This window comes from Chloroflexota bacterium (genome assembly GCA_016875875.1).
In the GTDB taxonomy this organism is placed as follows: Bacteria; Chloroflexota; Dehalococcoidia; order GIF9; family UBA5629; genus 9FT-COMBO-48-23.
In genome coordinates, this window is the sequence record VGOP01000006.1 from 52,745 (window position 1) to 75,744 (window position 23,000).

Consider the following 23,000-nt stretch of genomic DNA (forward strand, 5'->3'; position numbering starts at 1 on the left):
GTCAACCTGAACATTCGGCAGCGGATAGAGGAATCTGAAAACAGCCTCTCCCCTTATGCATCAAAAAGCAGGCTCAGCCGAGGCAGACTCAAATGGGAGGAACCTTGCTCGATACGAACAGATTTTCAGCGAGACCGCGACCGCATCATCTACTCCAACGCCTTCCGCCGTCTCAAGCACAAGACCCAGGTCTTTATCGCCCCTTCGGGTGACCATTATGTAACGCGGCTGACACATACTTTAGAAGTCTCCCAGATTGCCCGGACTATATCAAGAGCGCTAAACCTTAACGAGGACTTAACCGAGGCTATCGCTTTGGGACATGATTTGGGTCATACCCCATTCGGTCATGTGGGTGAGCAGGTTCTAAACGAGCTCTTCCCCAGCGGGTTCAAGCATAACGAGCAGAGTCTAAGAGTAGTCGATTTACTGGAAAAAGATGGGCAAGGACTGAACCTGACCTGGGAAGTCAGGGATGGCATCTTAAATCATTCCAAGAGCGGGATTGAGATACTTGGGGAGGGATGGACAGAAGTTAGTACTATCGAAGGACAAATAGTCAAGATGGCTGACACTGTTGCTTATGTCAACCACGATGTTGCCGATGCCGTAAGAGCTGGTGTTATAGCTGAAAACAAGCTGCCAGCTTCCGCAGTAAAACGCCTTGGCAGCACTTCTCGCCAACGAATTAACGCGCTCGTATGCGATATTGTCAACTATTCTCTGGCATCAATGGACAATGCAAGTTTGAAAAAACCAATTATCGGAATGAATGCTGAGATTTTAGAAGTCACCAATAGCTTGCGTGAGTTTCTCTTTGACAAAGTGTATAATCCCAGTCTAGCCAGTAAAGACTCATCAAAAGCGAGGAAGGTAATACGTCGTCTATATTCATATTTCCTGAAACACGAAGAGCAGTTGCCTAAAGAATACACATTGCGCGATGACACTGTGGAAAGAAAGGTTACTGATTACATCGCCGGGATGACAGATCAGTATGCATTAAGGATGGCCAAAGAAATCGCATGCTGAGCAGAGCTGTCAAATTCAATCAGAACCTTGAAGCAAGTGATTGAGTTCCTAAAATGAGCGTAATTGATGATGTAAAGCAGAGACTGGACATTGTGCAACTTGTCCATGAATATACGGATTTAAAAAAATCGGGACGGAATTATAAGGCCTTATGTCCATTTCATTCTGAAAAGACGCCCTCCTTTTTTGTATTTCCCGAGCGGCAGAGCTGGCATTGCTTCGGAGCCTGCGGTACCGGTGGCGATGTTTTTTCCTTCATTATGAAGAAAGAGGGGATTGACTTCGGACAAGCGCTACAACTTTTAGCCAACAAGGCCGGCGTTTCCTTAGTTGCTCTGACAACTCCGGAGAGGCAGACTCAAAATAAAGAGAGGGAAAAGTTATTCGAAATCAACGAAGCCACCGCCGAATATTACCACCACCTGTTGTTGAATGCCTCGGCGGGCAAGGCAGCAAGAGATTATATAGCTAAACGAGGATTATCAGCTGAGACAATTAAGAATTTCCAGTTAGGCTTCGCACCAGAAGGATGGGATACCATAAAGCAGTATTTGAAGGGCAAAGGATATGGGGAAGCAGACTTGCTGGCTGCTGGTTTGCTAGTAGCGCGGGATGATGGAAGCAACTACGACCGATTTCGCGATCGTTTAATATTTCCTATTAGAAACATCCAGGGTAAAGTTATAGGCTTTGGTGGTAGGGCATTAGACGATTCTCTACCTAAATATCTTAACTCTCCTCAAACACCGGTTTTCGACAAAAGCAGCAGCCTTTATGGGATTGACCGAGCCAATACAGCCATTCGTCAAAAAGATTTAGCTATAATCACTGAAGGCTACATGGATGTTCTGACAGCTCACCAGTACGGGTATCAGAACGTAGTTGCCTTCTCAGGTACATCTATAGTTGACAAACAGGTAGCTATTTCCAAAATCTTGAGCAGGAATTTAATACTGGCTCTCGATGCCGATGCTGCGGGAGAAGAAGCCATCTCACGAAGCGGTGAGATGGTCGATAAGATGCTGCCAGCACCACTAGGGTTATATGGGTGGGTAAAATATGAAGATGCTCACAGAACTGCTGAAGTGAAAATTCTTATATTACCCAAAGGCAAAGACCTGGATGACGTAATCAAAGACGTAATCAAAAAAGACGCTTCACAATGGCAAAAGCTGATAACGGATGCCAAACCGATGATTGACTTCATCTTCGAAAGTGTAACTTCTAAATTTGACTTAGAAAGTGCCAGGGGTAAATCTTCGGCCGTAGAAAAACTTCTGCCGCTGCTTTTCGAGATGAAAGACCCTTTGCGGCAAGCTCACTATGTGGAAAGGCTCGCCCGGTTATTGAAGATTGATGAGCACGACCTGCGCGACGCATGGAAGAAATTCAGAGCCGACGAACAGAAACGAAGAGCAACCAAAAACATGAGAGCTTACACGCCTGTAGTTCCCGCCATCACTTCATCCAGTCCCCTGGAGCAATATTGCTTAGCTTTATTGCTTCAATATCCAGAACTTAAAAGTGAAGCCAAAGAACTATCACCCAACCACTTCGAAAACACCGAAAACCGAGAGCTGTTTGTAAAATGGCAACAAAGTGATGACCTAGCCTCTCTTAAGAATAGTATCGATAGCACTCTTCAAGAGCATTTGGAAAGTCTTCTGGCTAAGACATTACCACCCCCTTTTCTCAAGGAGAATGAGGCAGAACGGCGTGAGACGTTTAATGACTGTATCAATCTATTGCAGAAGAACATGCTTAAAAACCTAGAAGCCAAAAAACAAGAGCTCTTTATAGAAGCTCAGACGGGTGGGACAGCAGCACATTTGGCTAAGGTAGACGAGCAAGGCATAGAAGTCAGTGAGCAGCTTAAAGAGGTCTTCAACAAGTTAGACCACCGCCGACGACTATCAAGGAGCGACGGGCAATGACTTCAAATAGAGATGACGAGCTTCTGTCCTATTTCCCCAGGAAAGGCAGGAGAGGATTTGACTCCGAGGATATTCTTGGCATGGACGACAACTCACCTATCCGCCAGAACAACACTTGGGACACTTTCGACAAATACGAGTCAGAGGAAGAAACTGGCAAAATCGCCTTTCCATGGGACAGCGAAGAGGCTGCTGAACTTGAATACGAATTGGCAGGTAAAGAAGAAAAAGCGGATAAAGCCGCACTTGGCATTGAGATAGAGCATGTTGAGCACGAAGCAATCGATGACCCAGTTCGTATGTATCTCCACGAGATTGGCAAAGTTTCACTACTCACTGCGGATGATGAGAAGGCATTAGCCAGTAAAATAGAGGAAGCCAAATATTTGGAAAATATTGAAGAGCTTTATTTCCAGCGCCACGGCGAATATCCATCAACGGTTGATTCAATAATTTATTTGCTCCGTCATTTACTTGCATCGCAGCCCTTAATAAACATTCTGACCAAGCAACTTAAGCTTGCTACTACAGATAGCTTCATCAAAAGGATTCGCGACCCTAAGCTGCGATCTGCCATCGATAGCATGATTAACCAAGAACTAGAGGAGGCTATTGCCAAGGCCAGTGATAAAAGTGCCCCAGAAGTTGAACAAGGCCTGATAGATTTTTCCACAGATAGCCGACTCCTGCCAACAGAATTATTCAAGATTATAGGAGAGGAAACTACCTGGAAAGAGTTAGAATCTCTGGTTGCCGAGCCAGTCAATTCCGAATTCCTCTCTAGACTTCACGCACATACCCAGCAATTCAAAGTCTATTTAAATAAAGTCAAAAGAGCAGCAAGGAAATCAGAAAGGCACCTTACCGAAGCAAATCTACGCCTAGTGGTCAGCGTTGCCAAGAAATATGTAGGCCACGGGATGCCACTCCTTGACCTTATCCAAGAGGGGAATATCGGGCTAGTTCGCGCTGTGGAGAAATTTGAATATAGAAAAGGTTATAAATTCAGCACTTATGCTACCTGGTGGATTAGACAAGCTATCACCCGAGCTATAGCTGACCAAGCCCGCACCATTCGTATACCGGTGCATATGGTAGAAACTATAAACAGATTATTGAAAGTCAATCGACGCTTGGCTCAGGAATATGGGCGCGAACCAAGCTACGAGGAAATCGGTAAAGGCATGGAAATATCTTCAGACAGAGTGAGAGAAATCCTAAAGTTGTCTCAAATGCCGATATCCCTAGAGATGCCTATTGGCGAGGAGGAAGACAGTCACCTCGGCGATTTCATTGAAGACCGGGCCACCTTACCACCAGCCGATGCCGCTTCCCAAGAACTACTTAAGGCACAACTAAATAAAATACTCTCTGAACTTACTGACAGAGAGAGAAGGGTAATACTACTCAGATTCGGTTTAGAAGATGGGCGAGCTCGAACTTTAGAGGAGGTCGGCAAGGAGTTTAATGTTACCCGAGAACGAATCCGCCAAATCGAGGCCAAGGCACTCCGAAAGCTACGTCATCCCAGCCGAAGCCGAAAGCTGAAAGACTATCTGGAATAAATCAACGTAATATCCCAGCTGCTAGGAGGAATTAGATGAGACTGATTAAAGGATTCATTATGGTCATCGGCATAATCGCAATTATGGTCATGTTTGCCCTGATTATGGGTTATTATCTTTACTCGCTTTCTCCTTGGATCCAAGAAAGAACAATACCAGTGGCGGTAAGTGCCGATGCGGTTGAAAGTTTTGACCAGAAGCTTGATTCCCTCGATACCCAAATCAAAGCAGCAATCGATGATAGAGAAAAAAGAGAATTGAGCCTGGTAATTACTGAAAAGGAAGCTAATTCCAAGCTGGTTCAAATGCTGGCTGAAGGTGAATTGCCATTAAAACGGATTCTAATTAACTTCGGTGATGGCTATTTTCTAAGCTACGCAGTAGTGGATGCACCTGGAATTGACGCTAAAACAGGTTTAATCGGGCGAATTGATATTGGGGAAGGTAAACCCAGAGTAGTAATAGATGAGTTCAATCTAGGCAAACTGCCATTGCCTGAATCTGCAAAAGTAAGAGTTGAGCAGTTAGTTAATGTTATAGTCAGATTACAGATATCCGATGTGCCGCTAGAGATAACTAACGTTGAAATCAAAGACCGTCAGCTTACCATCACTGGAACGGTTAAAACTGGCGAATAGAGCTCTTCTCACCGCCTCAACATATCCATCATATTTTTGGGCATCTTCCCAGTGGCTGCCATTTTAGCAAATTTTTGCATCTGGTGAAATTGATTAAGCAACCGATTAATTTCCGCAGTTGTTGTTCCACTACCATATGCAATACGTCGCCTTCGGCTGCCATTAATAATAGCTGGGTTAAGTCGTTCTTCAGGAGTCATGGATAGGATGATAGCCTCAATTTTGCGCATCTGGTACTCTTCACCGCTCTGAGGAATACTGGAGCCGAGCTTCGAAAAACCAGGTAATAGTTCAATCAATTGAGCTAATGACCCCATCTTCTTAATCTGGCGTAATTGCAGTAGAAAGTCCTCGAGACTAAACTCTGCAGTGCGCATCTTTTTCTCCAACTGTTTAGCGCGCTGCTCATCAAAGGCCTCCTCTGCCTTCTCAATGAGAGTGAGTACGTCACCCATACCCAAGATGCGAGAGGCCAAGCGGTCCGGGTAAAAAGGTTCAAGGGCACTTGCTTTTTCGCCAGTGCCAATGAACTTCATCGGCACTCCAGTGACGAACTTAATAGAAAGAGCAGCACCACCCCGAGCATCTCCATCCATTTTAGTCAAAATAAGTCCAGTCAACCCAACATTCTTGTTAAACTCCTCAGCCGTGTTCACCGCATCTTGACCGGTCATAGCATCAACTACCAATAGCACTTCTGAAGGGCAAATTTCAGCTTTCAGTTGAGCCAGCTCTTTCATCATTGCTTCATCAATGTGAAGACGCCCTTGAGTATCAATAATCACCCAAGTAGCTGCCATCTCTTGGGCCTGCTTTAGAGCTTGGCGACAAATTGCCAACGGTATCGCCTTAGCATCCTCACCAGAGACTGGTATGTCCAATTGTTTGCCCAACATCACCAACTGGTCAATGGCGGCCGGTCGGCGAGTGTCAGCAGCTACTAGCAAAGGACGTTGTCCTGCGTTTTTAAGATGCAGGGCCAGCTTAGCTGCCGTGGTAGTCTTTCCAGAGCCCTGCAAACCGACAAGCATGGCGACTGAAGGTAGCCGACCAGCTACTACAAGATGAGTGCGCTCTTTACCTAAGATATTTACGAGTTCTTCGTTGACAATTTTTATGATTTGCTGAGCCGGGGTAAGACTTTCCAATACGTTGGCCGCTAAAGCCCGCTCTTTTATGCTGACCAGAAAACTCTTCACTACCCTGAAATTAACATCGGCTTCCAGAAGAGCTAAACGTATCTGCCGCAAGGCTTCATCAATATCTTTTTCACTGAGCCTACCTTTACGGCCGAGGCTACTGAATACATTGCTCAGTTTCTGGGTCAGAACTTCAAACATAGGTCTTCTATAGCATTCTACCTATGCCTGTCCCCGCAGTCAATTGTGATAAAATAGAACCAGTGTCTGAAACCATAAAGCCTAGCTCAACATGATTTAAGAATGTTTGAAGCTTCACCATTCAGCCTGAATATGTTTCAGCAGTGCCCGAGACAATATAAGTTTCAGTATATCGATCGTCTTGGGGGCATTTACAGAAAATCACGGCCTTACTTCACCATGGGCGACCATGTACATGCTACGCTCAAAGATTTCCTCTCTGTAATCCCGGTTAGCGAGCGAAATCTATCGAAACTAGAGGATTTGCTCCGAGAGAAATGGCGGCGTTATCGCAAAGGATTCAATGACAGAGCGGACGAGAAAAGATGGGGTGAAAAGGCTCTCAACCAACTACGCTGGTTTGCTCAGAATCAGGATATCTCTGTTACCCCCTTCATGGTGGAAGATTATCATAGTGCTGAACTTACCAGCACCATACTCCTAAAAGGCAAAATAGATCGAGTGGATAAGGAAGCCGATGGTAGTCTGCACATAATCGATTATAAGACCGGCAAAATGCCGACTGAAATAAATCAAACTCAGCTCCACATCTATGCCCTTATTCTTTCCAAAGAACAAGACTTGCCACTCAAAAAAGCTTCCTATTTTTATCTAGATGCCGGTAAATTCAAAACTATCGAGCTGACCACTGCAGACTTAGCGCAAGCTACTTCCTATGTAATTGAACTGGTCGATAGGATATGCAAGGATAGAGAATATCCAGCCACCCCCAATATTTACTGCTGGAACTGTGATTTCCTTGAGATATGCCCGAGTAAAGAAGAGGCTGCCAAATTCGCCGCCAATGAAGACGAATTAGATTTCTAGCGCTTGATTTCCGTCTCGACGAGAAGGATAATAATAAGCTGCTTGTAAGCGTTTTATTCAAGAGTGCACGCTTTGAATAACAAAAGTTCCGCTATTCAGTTCACCCTTAGTAACTACTAGGAAGGAGGTCATAATGGCAAAGCTGCTCTGGAAACCATCCGAGGAACGAAAAAAGAAATCCAATATAGTAAAGTTCATAGATTATGTCAATAAGCGGTATGCCAAGAAAATCAGCACTTATGACGAACTATATTCCTGGTCAGTAAGTGATATACCCGATTTCTGGGCTGCAGTATGGGACTTCGTTAAAATCAGGGCTTCCAAAAGCTATGACACCGTAATCGATGACCTGAATAAAATGCCAGGTGCCAAATGGTTTAACGGGGCAAGACTGAATTTCGCCGAAAACCTGCTCAGATATAGAGATAATCACACAGCCTTTATATTCAGAGGGGAAACTCAAAAATCAGCAAAAATGAGCTATGCGGAACTGTATGACACCGTGGCACGTCTGTCAAAATCCCTGCGGCAAATGGGAGTTTCTCCGGGAGATCGGGTGGCAGCATACATGCCCAACATGATGGAGACTGCCATTGCTATGCTCGCCGGCACCAGCGTTGGCGCTACTTGGGCTTCCTGCGCTACTGACATCGGTCCCGAAGCAGCTATTGACCGCCTTGGCCAAATCGAACCAAAAGTTCTATTCACCGTTGATGGCTATTTCTACAAGGGAAAGGGGTTTAATTCCCTTCCCAATGCCGCTGAGATTGTCCAGAAAATACCTTCAATCGAAAGGGTCGTAGTGGCTTCCTACACAGGACAGAAACAAGATATCAGCTTTATCCCAAACTCGGTGCACTGGATTGACTTCCTATCCCCTGAGAAAGGACTTGAAATTCAGTTTGAACAGCTACCTTTTGAGCATCCCGTATTTATCATGTTCTCTTCTGGAACAACTGGTAAGCCAAAGTGTATGGTGCAGGGAGCCGGCGGAATCCTTATCAATCAGTTAAAGGAGCTAATTATCCATACAGATTTGAAACGAGAGGACATCCACTTCTTCATCACCACTTGTAGCTGGATGATGTGGAACTGGATGTTGAGCTCTTTGGCAACAGGAAACACTTTAGTTTTATATGACGGCAATCCCAGCTATCCCGACCTAGGCGCTACGTGGAAGTTGATGCAAGACGAAAAAGTTACCATGTTCGGTTGCAGCGCAAGCTATATCAATTTTCTCAGAGGCGAGAAATTCAAGCCCGGGAAGGATTACGATCTATCATCAGTGCAGCAAATATGGCAAACCGGCTCAGCTCTTTCAGTCGACGGATTTGAGTATGTTTACCAAGAGGTTAAGAAGGACTTGTGGTTTAACTCTAGCTCCGGCGGCACTGATATTAATGGCTGTTTCTGCACTGGGAACATTATCAGCCCCGTATATGCCGGCGAACTACAAGGGCCTGCTTTAGCTATGAAAATAAATATCTACGATGAAAATGGCAAGCCAATAGCTGACCGTGAGGGCGAACTCGTCTGTGAAGCTCCTGCCCCTTGCATGCCACTTTACTTCTGGAACGACCCCGGCGGCAAAAAATACCTGGAAGCCTATTTTGAAGTTTATCCCGGTGTATGGCGTCATGGTGATTATGTCATGCGTAACAGCAAAACAGGGGGATTTATTTTCTTCGGACGCTCTGATTCCGTGTTGAAGCCTTCTGGGGTCCGCATAGGTACAGCCGAGATATATAACCAGGTGGAAAAATTAGAAGAGGTTGCTGACAGTCTGGCAATAGGACAGAACTGGGAAGGAGACCAGCGCGTTATTCTCTTCGTTAAACTTACTGAAGGTCACAATCTGACAGAGGACTTGAAAAACAAGATTAGAAAGACGCTGCGTGAAAATGCTTCCCCACGGCACATTCCAGCTAAAATCCTTCAGGTGCCCGATATTCCTTACACCCTGAACATGAAGAAGGTTGAAAGCGCCGTTACCAACATAATACATGGTAGACCAGTCTTGAACAGAGACGCTTTGGGCAATCCCCAATGCCTGGATTACTACGAGAAGCTCCTTGAAGAGCTTAAGACATAATGCACCAGGGTCTATCAGGCATTTGTAAATTTAGTAGCCACCGGGTGCTACCCAAAGGATAAGAGCAAAATAGATTACCCTTAAAGTTCTACTCAAAAGGATATTTCCACCTTTCGAACATGCTATGTAACTCGTTGCTTGCTCACAGCACTCTTTAGCACGTGTTCCACCAGCATCAAGCAATGACAACCACCATAGCTTACAGAAACCCCGGTTCTGTATTTGACACACCCAAGGAATGAGAGTTAACATATATGGCCGTTCACTTTGAAATACAAAGCGATTAGCTAAGAAGAGTCAAGGAAATTCTCTGTGATTACAAAGCTGTATGAGATTAGATGGCATGGACGGGGCGGACAGGGAGCAGTAACAGCCGCCAAGATAGTAGCTCAGGCAGCCCACTTTAAAGGATATCAAGGTGTAACGGCGGCACCATCATTTGGCGCTGAGAGAAGGGGTGTTCCAGTAAGTGCCTTAACCAGGATTGCCCCAGAACCAGTAATGGTTGTATCTCAGGTGGAAAAACCGAAAGCTGTTGTGGTTCTGGACCAGTCGCTGCTTAAATACCAGGAGGTAATCAGCGGCTTAGGCAAGGGGGGATGGCTGGTAGTTAACTCATGGCTGCACCCTAAAGAACTTAACATCAAAGGCGATTTTAACATCGCCACCGCCGATGCTACTAAAGTCTGTCGAGAGATGGGGCTGATGGTCGGCGGACTCCCAATGGTGAACACTGCTATGCTAGGTGCCCTTGCTTGCGCTAGTCAAATAGTGGATATGCCCAGCATTGAAAAGGTAATAAGGGAAAGATTTACCAATAACGCTGTTGGCATTAACCTCGCCGCTATTGAGAAGACCTACGAGATTACCAAACTGGAGAGAATAGGATAACACAAGACCTTGGGAACCAGGGATTGCCAGCATATCTGCGATGAGTCATCGCCAGCTATCGGTGAAGCTGGCAAGACAGGTGAGTGGCGCAGCCTGATGCCGGTGATACACAATAACAAGTGTATCCCGGCTAAACAAAAGAAGCCCTCATGTTTTCTCTGCTGGCTGTATTGTCCAGATGCTGTCATAAAGAAAACCATACCCATCCAAATAAATCTGGAATACTGCAAAGGGTGCGGAATATGCATGCAGATATGCCCGGCCAAGGCTATAACCATGGTGTAACGAAAAAAACAGCTCTGTCTGGAACAAGAAAATTGAGCAGCTCTTTGGCAAAGAAAGATAATAAAGCCAATATTCGATTGCTGGACGGCAATCAAGCTGCCGCCGAGGGGGCTAAACTCAGCCGTGTCCAGGTCATTGCCGCCTACCCCATCACGCCACAAACACCACTTACCGAAGCACTTTCTGAATTCGTGGAGAGAGGCGACCTAAAAGCTGAATACGTCGCCGTCGAAAGTGAACATAGCGCCATGACCGTATGCACTTCAGCCTCTCTAGTAGGAGCCAGAACCTTCACCGCCACAAGCGCCCATGGTTTAGCCTACATGCATGAAATGCTGCATTGGGCGGCTGGGGCACGCCTACCAGTGGTGCTCGCCTGCGTTAACCGCGCCATCGGAGCACCCTGGAATATACTCAACGACCAGCAGGACTCTATATCCCAGCGTGATACCGGCTGGATACAGATATATGCCCGAAACAACCAGGAAATTCTGGATTCTATCATCCAGGCGTACAAGATTGCGGAAACTGTATACGTGCCCGTCATGGTCTGCTTCGATGGCTACGTCCTATCCCATACCGAAATGCCGGTGGACGTACCGTCACAAGAAGAGGTGGATAAATTCCTACCCCGGTATAAACCGCACACCATACTGGACCCAGCCAACCCCAAAAACTACAACCTGGTAACGCTCGCCGACCCCAGAGTCAACGCCGAGGGTGTCCTCTGTCACGGATACATGGAGCTGAGATATCTCCTCCAGGAAGCTTTGCAAGACTCCACAGAAACGATAATGAAGGTAGGACAGGAATTCGGCGAACTATTCGACAGGAACTACGCCAACATGTTCTGGGAAGATGACATGAACGATGCCGATATAGTTATTGTTGCCATGGGCAGCCTGGCAATGGAAGCAAAGGTGGCTGTTGACATGCTTCGAGAGGAGGGCCATAAGGTCGGTATTTTAGGTCTGAGAGTGTTCAGGCCATTTCCTAAAGCCGCTTTGGTAAAGGCATTAGAGAAGGCCCAACTGATTGCGGTTTTCGATAAGAATATCAGCTATGGCTCCGAGGGGGCTACCTGCTCAGAAATCAAGGCAGCTCTTTACGGTAGTCAGGTAAAAGCGGCCATAAGAAACTTCATCGTCGGACTTGGTGGGCGAGATGTAAAAGCCAGAGAGCTGGCAGATGCAGTGAGAGAAGCTATAACCTCGTTGAAAACAGGCGCTTTGAATATCGAACATCCTGAATGGATATGCTACATCTAAGAGGTACTCCATTTTGAAAGTTAACGCAGTCAACCTAACTGAAACAGAATATGCACTGCCCGGCAACAGGACATGCCCGGGATGTGCCTTAGCTCTTGCCTATCGCCACATTCTAAAGGCATTAGATGGGCAGGTCATTGTCACCGTGCCAGCAAGTTGTCTCACCGTACTGCACGGCATGTACCCAATAACATCGGTTAATGTCCCTTGCGTGAATACGCCGTTTGCCTCCACCGGGGCATCAGCAACAGGATTAGTTGCCGGACTCCGGGCTACGGGCAAGAAGGGAATTACAATACTGGCAATGGCTGGCGATGGTGGCACCCATGACATAGGAATCCAGTCGTTGAGTGGAGCCGCAGAAAGGCAGGAGGATTTCATCTACATCTGCTACGACAACGAAGGCTATATGAACACCGGTAATCAACGCTCAGGCTCAACGCCCCTGGGTGCTATCACAGGCACCACACCTGTACTGGGCAAGCGACAGAACCCCAAAGACATGGCTGCCATAATGGAAGCCCATTGCCTGCCGTATATCGCCACTGCCAATGCCTCTTACCCACTGGACCTGTACGAAAAGGTCAGAAAAACAAAAGGGATAAAGGGCACCAGGTTCATTCATGTTTTTACCCCCTGCGCTCCCGGCTGGCAATTCCCATACAGTGACACCATCAAAATCGGCCAGTTGGCAGTAGAAACCGGACTGGTTGTGCTCTATGAAGTAGAGGATGACGTTTTTCGTCTCACCTCTGCAAGCGAGTCCCTCGCCCAAAAGGGTAAGCTGAAGCCGGTGAGAGAATACCTAACTGAACAGGGAAGGTTTAAAAACGTTACCGAAGAGCAAATCGCTCAATTACAGGACTGGGTAAATGCCCGATGGCAATGCTATCTCGCCCGGGCAGCCAGTTTACAGCCTGCGACTGATATCACAGAATCAGCACCCTGAGACATCCCGAAAATAATTTATCTCTTTTCACTCGACAAAGCAGTTTTGTCGAGTCTCACACTGACACCACACAAAAAACCGCCCTGAACCCTAAGCTAAGATGACAGTCTAACTACGAGGATAGTATAATGGTTACAGATTATATATGCTGATAGCTGTGATATTGTTTCAATGCGCCGAAGCGATTTATCGAAGCTTTCCCTGTTTCCGTTAACAAAGGAGGTTGACAATCACGGTCACCTTCATATTGGTGGCTGCGACTGTGTTGAGCTGGCTAAAAAATTCGGCACCCCACTTTATGTTTTCGACGAGGCCACTCTTCGCTCCAAGTGCCAGGAGTTCAAGGCTGAATTCACCAAGCGTTATTCGAACACACTTGTCATATATGCATCAAAGGCTTTCCTGAATCGTGCTATAGCCATTATCTTCAAAGAAGAAGACCTGGGCCTAGATGTTGTCTCTGGCGGAGAGATGAGCGTGGCTCAGTCGATAGACTTCCCCCCAGAAAAGGTGTATTTCCATGGAAATAATAAGACTGGCGATGAGCTAAAGCTAGCTCTAGATTGGGGAATCGGGCGAATTGTAGTTGACAATTTGGATGAGCTGGAACTGCTTAATTCATTGGCTCGCGATGTGGGAGTTAGACAGGCCATTCTACTCCGCCTTAATCCGGGAGTTGACCCTCATACTCACCGACATACTACGACCGGCATACTGGATAGCAAATTTGGCTTTCCGCTAGCTACCGGACAGGCTGAGACGGCAGTAGCCAAAGCCACGTCAGCTTCAAACATTGAGCTCGTGGGCCTTCACTTTCACCTCGGCTCACCGATTCCCGATACCTCCTCCTATCAGATAGCCATAAGCCTTATCTTTAATTTTGCCAAGGAAATGAAAACCAAGCATGATTTTCATCTCGACGAATTCAGCCCCGGCGGTGGCTTTGCCGTCCGGTATACGGTAGAATCACAGGCACCAGACATAGCTGACTATGCCGAAGCCATAACTGCCAGGGTTTCAGGTCTAGTCAGTGAGCTTGGCTTGACACGCCCAAAGCTAATCATCGAACCCGGAAGAGCCATCGTGGCACAAGCCGGCGTGGCTTTGTATACTGTCGGTTCAATAAAAGAGATTCCCGGGGTGCGGAAATATGTATGTGTGGACGGCGGCATGGGAGACAACATACGCCCAGCTCTTTATGAAGCGAGATATGAAGTCTTGGTGGCAAACAAGGTCAGCGATGATGAGTCAACAAAAGTCACTATAGCCGGTAAATATTGCGAGTCAGGTGACATACTTGCCAAAGACGTAAACCTGGCTCCAGTGTCACCGGGAGATATTATCGCTATACCGGTCAGCGGCGCTTATGCTATCCCCATGTCGAGCAACTATAACATGGTGCCCAGGCCAGCCGTTGTGATGGTCAGAGACGGCAAAGCCCGACTCATCCGGAAGCGCGAGAGCTATAAGGACTTGATGAGATTAGACTTAATTTAGAAAAGATATGTGGCAAACGATTGGTCAACCAGAAGCATTAGCTTTATTTGAACATAGTCTTCAAACCGGCAATTTGGCTCATGCTTACCTTTTTGTTGGAGCAGCACACATAGGTAAGACAACATTGGCACTTGATTTAACCAGAGCAGTGAACTGTCAAGGCAGCGAGCCACCTTGTGGTGAGTGCCAGTCCTGTAAAAGAATTGCCAACGGCAAGCATGCCGATATTACAATTATAGGTTTGAACTCAGCCAAAGATTCAGGGGATGCAAAATCACGGGTTGAGATTAGCATAGATGATATTAGGGAGCTCCAGCGCAATGCCAGCTTGCCTCCTTTCGAGGGTAAACATAAAGTGTTTGTTATTGACGGCGCTGAATATTTGTCTAGCGAGGCGGCCAACTGCTTGCTCAAAACCATAGAAGAACCTCCACCCTACGTAATGATACTTCTCTTGACCGCCGAAGAGCTGCGGCTCTTGCCCACAGTGATCTCTCGCTGCCAGCGGATAAAATTGAAGCCAGTGTCTAACGAGGAAATAGAGAAGATACTCATCGAGGCCTATGGCGTTGACAGCGATAGAGCTAAACTCTTGGCCCGATTGTCTCAGGGCTGCCTTGGCTGGGCACTAACAGTTTATATGGATGATAGTTACCTTGCACAGCGGAATCAAAGGCTAACCGAAATGTTCTCTTTGCTAGATTCTGGCTGGGAAGAGCGCTTCAACTATGCCGCTAAGCTCGGGAATGACCGTAAGTCGGCCGAGGAGATGATAAAGCTCTGGTTCGCATGGTGGCGCGATGTGATGCTGACTAAATGCGGCTGCGAGCATGCCATCACTAATGTTGACTATGCACCCATACTTGAGAAATGGGCACAGGTGCTAAGCTTATTGGAGATTAAGGACTTCATCAATAGGCTGCAACAAGCGTTAAACCAAATCGCCATAAATGCTAACCTGCGCTTAGTGTTTGAAATATTGATGCTTAACATGCCTAGAAAGGAGAGGGCACTGGGTCAAATAACATTACCAAAGCCCGTAAGATTATAATGTCAGAAATAGTTGGAGTTCGTTTTAATCAAGCTGGCAAAGTCTACTATTTTGACGCCATGAATATCCCCGTGGAAATAAATGACAATGTGGTTGTTGAGACCAGCCGTGGCTATGAACTGGGCAAAGTGGTCATCTCCCCAAAACAAGTTATTCACAGTGAAATAACCGAACCATTGAAACCCATTGCCCGCAAAGCACAGGCGGAGGACATGGAGAAAGCTCAGCGGCAACAAGAAAGGGCAACAAACGCCATAGCCAAATGCCGAGAACTAATCGAAAGACTCAACTTGCCAATGAAACCGATTTCAGCTCAATATAATTTGGACGGAAGCCATCTCACCATCTTCTTCAGTGCCGAGAAAAGAGTGGATTTTCGCGAGCTCGTTCGGGAGTTAAGCCGCAACCTAAAGACACGAGTCGAACTAAGGCAAGTTGGAGCTAGAGACGAGGCAAAGTTAGTCGGCGGCTTAGGTAAATGCGGTTTACCCTTGTGCTGTACCACCTTCCTCAGCGAGTTTGCGCCGGTTTCCATTAAGATGGCAAAGGAGCAAGATATAGCACTAAACCCAATGAAAACGTCTGGTATCTGCGGTCGGCTCCTCTGTTGCTTGGGCTATGAATATGAACAATACCGAGCTATGAAAGAAAAGATGCCCCCATTGCGTCAGGAGGTGTCTACGGCCTTGGGAAATGCTAAAGTAGTCAGCTTTAATCCGATTAAAGAAACAGTGACCGTGGAATTAGAAACAGGGAGTACCGTAGAATTGCCTCTTAGCCAGATAGCCTGGCGTGAAAAAGCAGCAGACGATAAGCAGCAAACAAAAACTTAGATTTACTGAGGAAGATATTTCTGCCACTCGGTATGCACACGGATGTACTGGTAAGGCACGTAGAAGCCATCGTTGTGTGGTGGTCTAGGTTGGTGAAGTAGTGGCATCCCAGCCTCTATTGGCGTTCGTCCGGCCTTCCGACGATTACAAGGTATACAAGCGCTTACCACGTTTTCCCAGCTATGCTCACCACCACGCCGCCGCGGTATAACATGATCTAAAGTGAGTTCCTTACTCTCCCGACCACAGTATTGACAAGCATACCGGTCGCGATTGAAAACTTCAAGCTTGGTCAACTTACGCTGCTGCCGCGGTCGCCTAATAAAATAACCAAGCCGAATCACCGAGGGAACATCGAAAATATCATCAATGGAATGGAGATTACCTCGCCCATTCTCCAAAACCTCAGCCTTGCCACAAAACAGCAAAACTATAGCCCTGCGTACTCTGCAGATATTAAGCGGTTCATAATTCTGATTAAGTACCAGAACTGGCGAGTTTACCACGGCTCTTTCCTAGCTAATCTAGGTTATTTTAGCAGGAAAACTTTTGGCCGACAACAGCTAAGACAATCGACCCCGCCGCGAGTACCGTTGCTGTGTCTTGGCTTCACGAGCCAGTGGCGACTTTATATCACCCCGATGATCAGGTGCATTGATATTTAATACAAGGCTGAGTCTGGGGTCAACCATCCGTGAGCCGATACGTCTTTCAATACTATCCAAGTCAAAACAGGTGGTGATCACCGTGGCTAACCTAGCATTATAGCGATAATTTATTAGCTGATAGAGCTTTTCCTGAGCCCACGGCGTGGCTGCCTGCTCACCAAAATCATCAAGAATAAGCACCGGAGCCTTCTTGATTTTTTCAAAGAGCTCATCATAGGACACCCTGCTCTCCGGATTAAAAGTGGAGCGCAAATAATCGAGGAGATCAGTAACCACAATGAACAAGACTGATTTACCCTCGCGGCGCAGATGATTGTAAATGGCGGCTGCCAGGTGTGTTTTGCCACATCCATTGATACCCATGAAAATCAACCAGCCCTCCGGAGATTTAGCAAAATTGACTGCACCGTGATAGGCTCGCTCCAGGCTCTGGCGCTCCTCAGGCGAGAGATCCAAGAGCTTATAATCAAAATTATTGAAGGCCTTCTCGCGCAATGCCTCTAACTCTATGCTGCCAAGATGCTCCAAAGTCAACGCGGACTTCCCCTGAATAACACATATATTACATAGCTCAGAGTCAGCCAGATGGCCTCGTAAACTCTCATCAAACTTTTCAACTGGCACATCGGTAGTGATAACTGTAGGCAAGCGGACATTGAATCGATAATCGAGCAGCTGCTCCAATTTCCCCTTGGCCCAAGGGGTGGTGGCTGCCATAGTCAAATCATCCAATACTAAAAGCGGCGCATTTTTCACACGCTCAAACAGCTCGTCATGGGCAATCTCACTGCTGGGGCTAAAAGCACTCCGAAGGTGGTCCAAAAGGTCAGCGGCACCTATATAGAAAGCTGGCTGCCCCAGGATCAGCCGGTAATTGGCGATGGCGCAAGCAAGGTGTGTTTTGCCACAACCGCTCGGGCCAACCAAGATCAGCCATCCCTTCGGTTCATCGGCAAAAGCCTTGGCAGCTTCATAGGCCCGTGTGAAATTCTGCTGTACTGCGGCTTCATCGTATCTACCAGTCGGCAAGAGGTTATCGAAGGTTAACCGAGACAAAGCACCAAGATTACTATATTGCTGAAGCTGAGCCAGCTTCTCCTTTTTCAAATCCTGGCGACTGCACTGACATGGCACAACTCGACTGAAATCAGTCTGTCCCGAAGCTGATAAAGGATGTACAAAACCAGCTCCTTTACATATGGGGCACGCTGAACCAGTCAAGCTTTCTTCTCCCGGCTCACCGCTGGACCATGTGTCCGTATTTGCCCCTGATGTATTTGTCTCGGTCGTCCTCTTTTTTAAAATCTCTCCTAGGCTTTCCATCGTCTTTGCCTTCGATAGCCCATCGTTCTAAAATACGCGCAATATATTTCCAGCTACGCTTATTTAAGGCGACAGCCTCCTTAAAGGCACTCTCAATCCACTCTGGAGGATAAAGCTTCTCCGCCTCCTTGAGGTACCCGTCGATCATAGGCGTAAGCATGCCTATGTTTTGTTCATAAAGGCTGAAAATGTTCGGCAGCGGCTTGATTTCCGCCTCCTCACCTTTCCTGGCTACCAAAACCAGCTGCGGAAGTTTGCCTTGCTGAATTTTACTAACTATCTCCTTCGCAGTTTCACTGTTAATGAAATAGGCATCTTCCGGCTGCCCATCTCTGTCAATCCTCAGGTGCAGCATAATACCATGCTGCACGGCTTGGTCCAATGCTTGACGAAGCACTTCGTCTTTGGGCTTGGCTCCTGCCTCTATGGCACCCATAAGTATAGGGTCTGACAGAAATTCACTATAGGTTACAAACTGAGGATAGCCACGGCGACGGCTGAGCAGCCAGAAAACGTGCAATATTGTTTTAAGCTCGGCGATGTCATCAATTTGTGGCACTACTGCAGTGAAGAACAAATTAGGTATTGGAGTAACTTCAGCCCTCGCTGGGAATCCAGAAAATACTTTCCTGGTCACGCTTTTCATCTCCAACAATCCTTAAGCTGCACTGAATTCAGCCTCTACGTCTTCGAATTTGGCTGTCCTAGAGACAAAACGTAATTTAATTTCACCCGTAGGCCCATTACGATGCTTGGCTATAAGGACATCTGCTATCCCTCTGGGGTACGGCTCTGCCTCAATATCATGCTCTTGTTTCCATTGGTCTTCAGTAAAACGCATTTCATCGCGAGAGATAAAGAGGACCACATCAGCATCTTGCTCGATGCTGCCGCTATCCCTGAGGTCGGAGAGTTGAGGTTTATGTGACGCTCGCCACTCCACGGCTCTACTAAGTTGTGAAATAGCTAACACCGGTGCGTCTATCTCACGAGCAAGTGCCTTCAACGAGCGCGTTATCTCACTTAGCTCCTGCACTCGACTCTCACTTCTGGCCGCTCCCTGTATAAGTTGCAGATAATCAACGATAACCAAATCAACAGTGCGTTCGCGATGAAGTCGCTGAGCCTTACCTCGCATCTCCACCACTCGCAGTTGAGGTGAGTCATCAATATAGATAGGCACTTCGGAGAGGATGCCACTAGCCTCCATGATTCTTCGCTCTTCTTTTTCTGTATATGTCCCTAAACGAACGCTTCTAGAATCCACATTTGCCTCATTAGATAGAAGACGCTGGACGACAGCTTGCCGCGACATCTCCAGGCTAAATAAAGCCACACAGGCCTTTTGGTTGATAGCTGCGTTCCTGGCAATATTGAGAGCTAAACTGGTCTTGCCCACACTTGGCCGAGCAGCCAAAACAATGAGATCGGAGCGCTGCAACCCGCCCAGGAAATCATCCAAAGCAGTGAAGTAGGTAATGACGTGAGGAATCGCTTCTTCCCGAGGTTGGGCTGGCCCGACTTCCTCAAAATACTGACCGAGAATCTGGCGAATAGGCACAAAATCCTGACGACTTTGCCGCTGCCTTACTTTAAACAGGATGTCATCCGCTCTACTGAGAGCAACATCAACCTCAGCATCATCTTCATAGCCAAGAGCGGTAATCTGACTGCCAGCGCTGATTAGCCGTCGCATAACGGCCAATCTAGACACAATTTGCGCATAATACTCAATATGAAGAGATGTCGGTACCATAGAGACCAGATGACTTAAATAGGCAGCCCCACCAGCCTCTTCTAACCTGCCTTTCTGTGCTAATTCATGAGCTACGGTTATCTGATTTATACCCTCATTACGCTGGTAAATAGTGAAGCAAGCATCATAAACCCACTGATTGTCAGGCGTGAAGAAGTCCTCCGGCCTAAGAAATGTAGCAACCTTGAATATGCCATCACTATCAATAAGTAGAGAGCCAAGCACCGCTTTCTCAGCTTCAACATCATGCGGGGGTAAATTGTCGTTAATCACTTTTAGTTGTCTCTTCCTCAATGACTATTTTGACTTTAGCCTCCGAACCTGTGCCTAGATTAATTGTCACATCGTAGCTGCCGAGATGGTGCAAAGGCTCCTCCAGCTCAACCATTTTCTTATCGACCTCAAAACCTGTGAGCTTAGAGAGTTCATCAGCTATATTAGCACTGGTAATAGCACCATGAAGGCGACCTTTAGCACCTGCCTTAGCCTTGAAATACAGCTCTTTGCCTTCCAGCTCCTGAGCTATCCTACTTAGCTCCTCCCGCTGGCGAGCCTGGCGCTCTGCTTTCTCATCAGATAACACTCTAGCCGCTTTTGTAGCCGAGGGTGTGGCTGGCAAAGCTAGACCTTTAGGAAACAGAAAGTTCCTAGCATAACCATCGGCTACCTCTTTTATCTCTCCCATTTTGCCCTTAGGTACATCCTTCAGAAAAATAACCTTCATTCTATAACCCCCATCTAGATCTTAAAATTGGCCTAATAATTTCCAAGATCGTCAGAAGATGTGATTTGTAACCATATTTTATAATTTTCACCCAACTTTTGCCTAGCAGCAACAAAGGTGTTTCAACCACCAATGCCAAAAATTTTTGTTGCATGTTAATAACCATCAACTGCAGAGCAAGACCTAAACATATGCGCTAAGATGACTAGCCGGAGAATTCATCCTTAACCTTGGCTAGGGTTTGAGACTCACTTAGAAGGTCAGCAATCGTCATAGCCAGAGCTTTAGCCGCAACTAACAGCCCCTCGTGTCCTGACTCCGAGGCAGCAGCTAAGGCAAAGTCTGATGAATGCAACAGCACGTTAGGGAGAACAATGGCAACCGAAGGATGAATGGCAGGTATAAGCTGGCTAACATTGCCCATATCAGTGCTACCGAAACCAAAGTGAGGTTCAAAAGGTTCCACTTTGCGACCCAACGATTCCAAGTTCTGAGCAAATAGCTTAGCTAAGGCCAAGTTATTTTTCATCGGAGCATAGACTACCTCCCCCCACCTGTAGTCCAATCTGGCACCTGTAGCTAGCGCTGCCCCTTCAAAGCAATTTAAAACCTTTTGTTTCAACTCATCAAGATAGGCATTATCCATAGCACGAACGAGAAATGCGGCTGCTGAATATGCTGGCACTACATTAGCCGCCTCACCACCATGCGTAATTATGCCATGAATCCGAGCCTTGTTTTTGATATGCTGGCGGAGTGAATTCACAGCGTTAAATGCCAAGATCATAGCTTCGAGCGCATTTATTCCCTGCTCAGGATAGGCAGCCGCATGAACCGCCTTGCCCAAAAATTGAACCTCCAGTCCAATACAGGCGAGTGCTTCGGTAGTCGCTGTGTCTCGCACCCCGGGGTGCATTATCATAGCCACATCAACTCCGTCAAAAACACCAGCCTTCAACATGAAGACCTTACCACCAAAAAGCTCCTCTGCAGGTGTACCGAAAACAACAACCGACCCACCATAATCATCAACAATACATCTGCTAGCCGCAGCAGCCCCTACTGCCGAGGCAGCTATTATATTATGGCCGCAGGCATGTCCAATCTCAGGTAAGGCGTCATATTCAGCAAGCAAAGCAATTACAGGTTTACTGCTGCCATAGGCTGCCTTGAAAGCGGTAGGTAAATTCCCGATCCCGTTTTCTACCTGAAAGCCTTTTCCTGCCAGGTAGCTGGTCAACCAGCCTGATGCCTTTTCTTCCTTGAAACCCAACTCTGGATTGGCATGAATCTTGAGGCTTAATTCAATGAGTTCCTGGCGCTGTTGTTCTACCTGCCTGCTTACCTCAGCTTTAAGTTCCACCTTTGAAAGAGCCTTATTCGCCACTTTTAACTCTGCCCCACAAGGACTCATTATACTCCACGAGCCCAGCACATTCTACCTACGTTCACTCGGTTAAAAGACGGTCCCTACCGATAGCTACGTTAGCTTGACTTTAAAAATATCTCAACTTATAATGAGCCGAGATCATAAATGTTAATAGATAGATTTAACATTGGTGTTTCCCAGTTACTCAAGGAACCGATAGGCGCAAGCTGTAGCTATCAGATAGACGGGAGCCTCGATACGGACGACATAAATTCCGTAAAGGGAGCTATAATCTTAACCCGCACCAATCGCGGCATCGTGGTTAAAGGTGAGATGAAAACCTTAGTAACAGGAATTTGCAGTCGGTGCCTCAAACTGATTGATTATAAAGTAATCTATGACTTTGAAGAGGAATGTCTTCCTAGCGTAAGCACATCAGAAGACCTATCTTCACCCGGTCAGTCTGATAACCTTATTATTGATGAGAGTCACATGCTGGACTTAAGCGAAGTGATACGCCAATATGCCTTATTGGCCATGCCTGCCAAGCCACTTTGCCGTCTAGATTGCGCTGGAATTTGTTTATCCTGCGGGCACGACCTCAACCAAGGTCGCTGTCAGTGCCCGTCTCAGACTCATGACCAACGCTGGTCAAAACTAATTCGCTTGGGGAAGGAGAGTAAAACTTAAATGGCGTTGCCAAAGAGAAAATATGCTAAATCGCGGCAGGGGAAAAGGCGCAGCCACCTAGCTCTTAGCATCCCTAAACTGGTTGATTGCCCTCAATGTCACACTCCCAAATTACCTCATCATGTTTGCCCCACCTGTGGTACTTATGCAGGAAGAGAAATGGTTGAAATTAAGGCTCCAAAGAAAACATCTAGCTAGATGACTAGTCTTAGAGAGATAACAATCCCT

22 protein-coding genes are annotated in these 23,000 nt (G+C 46.8%); 15 read left to right on the top strand and 7 right to left on the bottom strand.

The window, feature by feature from the left end; all coding sequences use genetic code 11:
- Nucleotides 1-6: 6 nt before the first annotated feature.
- From FJ023_05715 to FJ023_05730, 4 genes are read left to right on the top strand one after another with little or no spacing between them, the layout of a single operon-like run.
- Entirely contained in the window at nt 7-1,032 is a 1,026-nt protein-coding gene (locus tag FJ023_05715) for a deoxyguanosinetriphosphate triphosphohydrolase (GenBank protein ID MBM4446834.1), read from the top strand.
- A gap of 53 nt (nt 1,033-1,085) precedes the next feature.
- Nucleotides 1,086-2,966 (top strand): DNA primase, encoded by a 1,881-nt coding sequence (locus FJ023_05720; GenBank protein MBM4446835.1) that lies wholly within the window; start codon nt 1,086-1,088, stop codon nt 2,964-2,966.
- Complete coding sequence (gene rpoD, locus FJ023_05725) at nt 2,963-4,531, top strand: RNA polymerase sigma factor RpoD (GenBank protein ID MBM4446836.1); 1,569 nt, start codon at nt 2,963-2,965, stop codon at nt 4,529-4,531. The genes FJ023_05720 and rpoD overlap by 4 nt, the downstream gene beginning before the upstream one ends.
- 35 nt (nt 4,532-4,566) lie before the next feature.
- Entirely contained in the window at nt 4,567-5,169 is a 603-nt protein-coding gene (locus tag FJ023_05730) for a hypothetical protein (GenBank protein MBM4446837.1), read from the top strand.
- 8 nt (nt 5,170-5,177) lie between these two features.
- On the opposite strand, the gene FJ023_05735 is transcribed toward FJ023_05730, so the two are convergent.
- The gene (locus FJ023_05735; GenBank protein ID MBM4446838.1) at nt 5,178-6,509 is read right to left on the bottom strand and encodes a signal recognition particle protein; all 1,332 of its coding nucleotides are present in this window, start codon (nt 6,507-6,509) and stop codon (nt 5,178-5,180) included.
- Nucleotides 6,510-6,611: 102 nt separating this feature from the next.
- Between FJ023_05735 and FJ023_05740 the strand changes: the two genes are divergently transcribed.
- The 9 genes from FJ023_05740 to FJ023_05780 all read left to right on the top strand — a co-directional run bounded on the left by FJ023_05740 (nt 6,612) and on the right by FJ023_05780 (nt 16,242).
- The gene (locus tag FJ023_05740) at nt 6,612-7,376 is read left to right on the top strand and encodes a PD-(D/E)XK nuclease family protein (protein ID MBM4446839.1); all 765 of its coding nucleotides are present in this window, start codon (nt 6,612-6,614) and stop codon (nt 7,374-7,376) included.
- Nucleotides 7,377-7,509: 133 nt separating this feature from the next.
- Complete coding sequence (locus FJ023_05745; GenBank protein ID MBM4446840.1) at nt 7,510-9,468, top strand: acetoacetate--CoA ligase; 1,959 nt, start codon at nt 7,510-7,512, stop codon at nt 9,466-9,468.
- A 312-nt stretch (nt 9,469-9,780) separates the two neighbouring features.
- Nucleotides 9,781-10,359 (top strand): pyruvate oxidoreductase subunit gamma, encoded by a 579-nt coding sequence (locus FJ023_05750; protein ID MBM4446841.1) that lies wholly within the window; start codon nt 9,781-9,783, stop codon nt 10,357-10,359.
- Nucleotides 10,360-10,392: 33 nt separating this feature from the next.
- The gene (locus tag FJ023_05755) at nt 10,393-10,644 is read left to right on the top strand and encodes a pyruvate ferredoxin oxidoreductase (protein ID MBM4446842.1); all 252 of its coding nucleotides are present in this window, start codon (nt 10,393-10,395) and stop codon (nt 10,642-10,644) included.
- The gene (locus FJ023_05760; protein ID MBM4446843.1) at nt 10,614-11,912 is read left to right on the top strand and encodes a pyruvate ferredoxin oxidoreductase; all 1,299 of its coding nucleotides are present in this window, start codon (nt 10,614-10,616) and stop codon (nt 11,910-11,912) included. The genes FJ023_05755 and FJ023_05760 overlap by 31 nt, the downstream gene beginning before the upstream one ends.
- 13 nt (nt 11,913-11,925) lie before the next feature.
- Nucleotides 11,926-12,861 (top strand): pyruvate synthase subunit beta, encoded by a 936-nt coding sequence (locus tag FJ023_05765; protein ID MBM4446844.1) that lies wholly within the window; start codon nt 11,926-11,928, stop codon nt 12,859-12,861.
- A 171-nt stretch (nt 12,862-13,032) separates the two neighbouring features.
- Nucleotides 13,033-14,358, top strand: a complete 1,326-nt coding sequence (gene lysA / locus FJ023_05770) for a diaminopimelate decarboxylase (protein ID MBM4446845.1) — start codon at nt 13,033-13,035, stop codon at nt 14,356-14,358.
- A gap of 7 nt (nt 14,359-14,365) precedes the next feature.
- Entirely contained in the window at nt 14,366-15,409 is a 1,044-nt protein-coding gene (holB, locus tag FJ023_05775) for a DNA polymerase III subunit delta' (protein MBM4446846.1), read from the top strand.
- Nucleotides 15,409-16,242 carry a stage 0 sporulation family protein gene (locus tag FJ023_05780; GenBank protein MBM4446847.1) on the top strand — a complete coding sequence of 278 codons (834 nt, stop codon included), beginning with the start codon at nt 15,409-15,411 and terminating at the stop codon, nt 16,240-16,242. The genes holB and FJ023_05780 overlap by 1 nt, the downstream gene beginning before the upstream one ends.
- A gap of 2 nt (nt 16,243-16,244) precedes the next feature.
- Here the strand turns inward: FJ023_05780 and FJ023_05785 are convergent, their stop codons facing one another.
- From FJ023_05785 to FJ023_05810, 6 genes are all read right to left on the bottom strand, one after another.
- Nucleotides 16,245-16,748: an HNH endonuclease gene (locus FJ023_05785; protein ID MBM4446848.1), complete on the bottom strand. Its 504-nt coding sequence runs from the start codon at nt 16,746-16,748 to the stop codon at nt 16,245-16,247.
- A 57-nt stretch (nt 16,749-16,805) separates the two neighbouring features.
- Nucleotides 16,806-18,233, bottom strand: coding sequence for an AAA family ATPase (locus tag FJ023_05790; GenBank protein ID MBM4446849.1), 1,428 nt, complete (start codon nt 18,231-18,233; stop codon nt 16,806-16,808).
- Nucleotides 18,148-18,879 (bottom strand): DnaD domain protein, encoded by a 732-nt coding sequence (locus FJ023_05795; GenBank protein MBM4446850.1) that lies wholly within the window; start codon nt 18,877-18,879, stop codon nt 18,148-18,150. The genes FJ023_05790 and FJ023_05795 overlap by 86 nt, the downstream gene beginning before the upstream one ends.
- 12 nt (nt 18,880-18,891) lie before the next feature.
- Nucleotides 18,892-20,262: a replicative DNA helicase gene (gene dnaB / locus FJ023_05800; protein ID MBM4446851.1), complete on the bottom strand. Its 1,371-nt coding sequence runs from the start codon at nt 20,260-20,262 to the stop codon at nt 18,892-18,894.
- Entirely contained in the window at nt 20,255-20,713 is a 459-nt protein-coding gene (rplI, locus tag FJ023_05805) for a 50S ribosomal protein L9 (GenBank protein ID MBM4446852.1), read from the bottom strand. Before rplI ends, dnaB begins: the two co-directional genes overlap by 8 nt.
- Before the next feature lie 205 nt (nt 20,714-20,918).
- Entirely contained in the window at nt 20,919-22,100 is a 1,182-nt protein-coding gene (locus FJ023_05810; protein ID MBM4446853.1) for a M20 family metallopeptidase, read from the bottom strand.
- 147 nt (nt 22,101-22,247) lie between these two features.
- Here FJ023_05810 and FJ023_05815 point away from each other — a divergent pair, with 147 nt between their 5' ends.
- Together FJ023_05815 and FJ023_05820 are read left to right on the top strand one after the other, a co-directional pair.
- A complete protein-coding gene (locus FJ023_05815; protein ID MBM4446854.1) occupies nt 22,248-22,772 on the top strand; it encodes a DUF177 domain-containing protein in 525 nt (174 codons plus the stop codon).
- Entirely contained in the window at nt 22,773-22,970 is a 198-nt protein-coding gene (locus FJ023_05820; GenBank protein MBM4446855.1) for a 50S ribosomal protein L32, read from the top strand.
- Nucleotides 22,971-23,000: the final 30 nt, after the last annotated feature.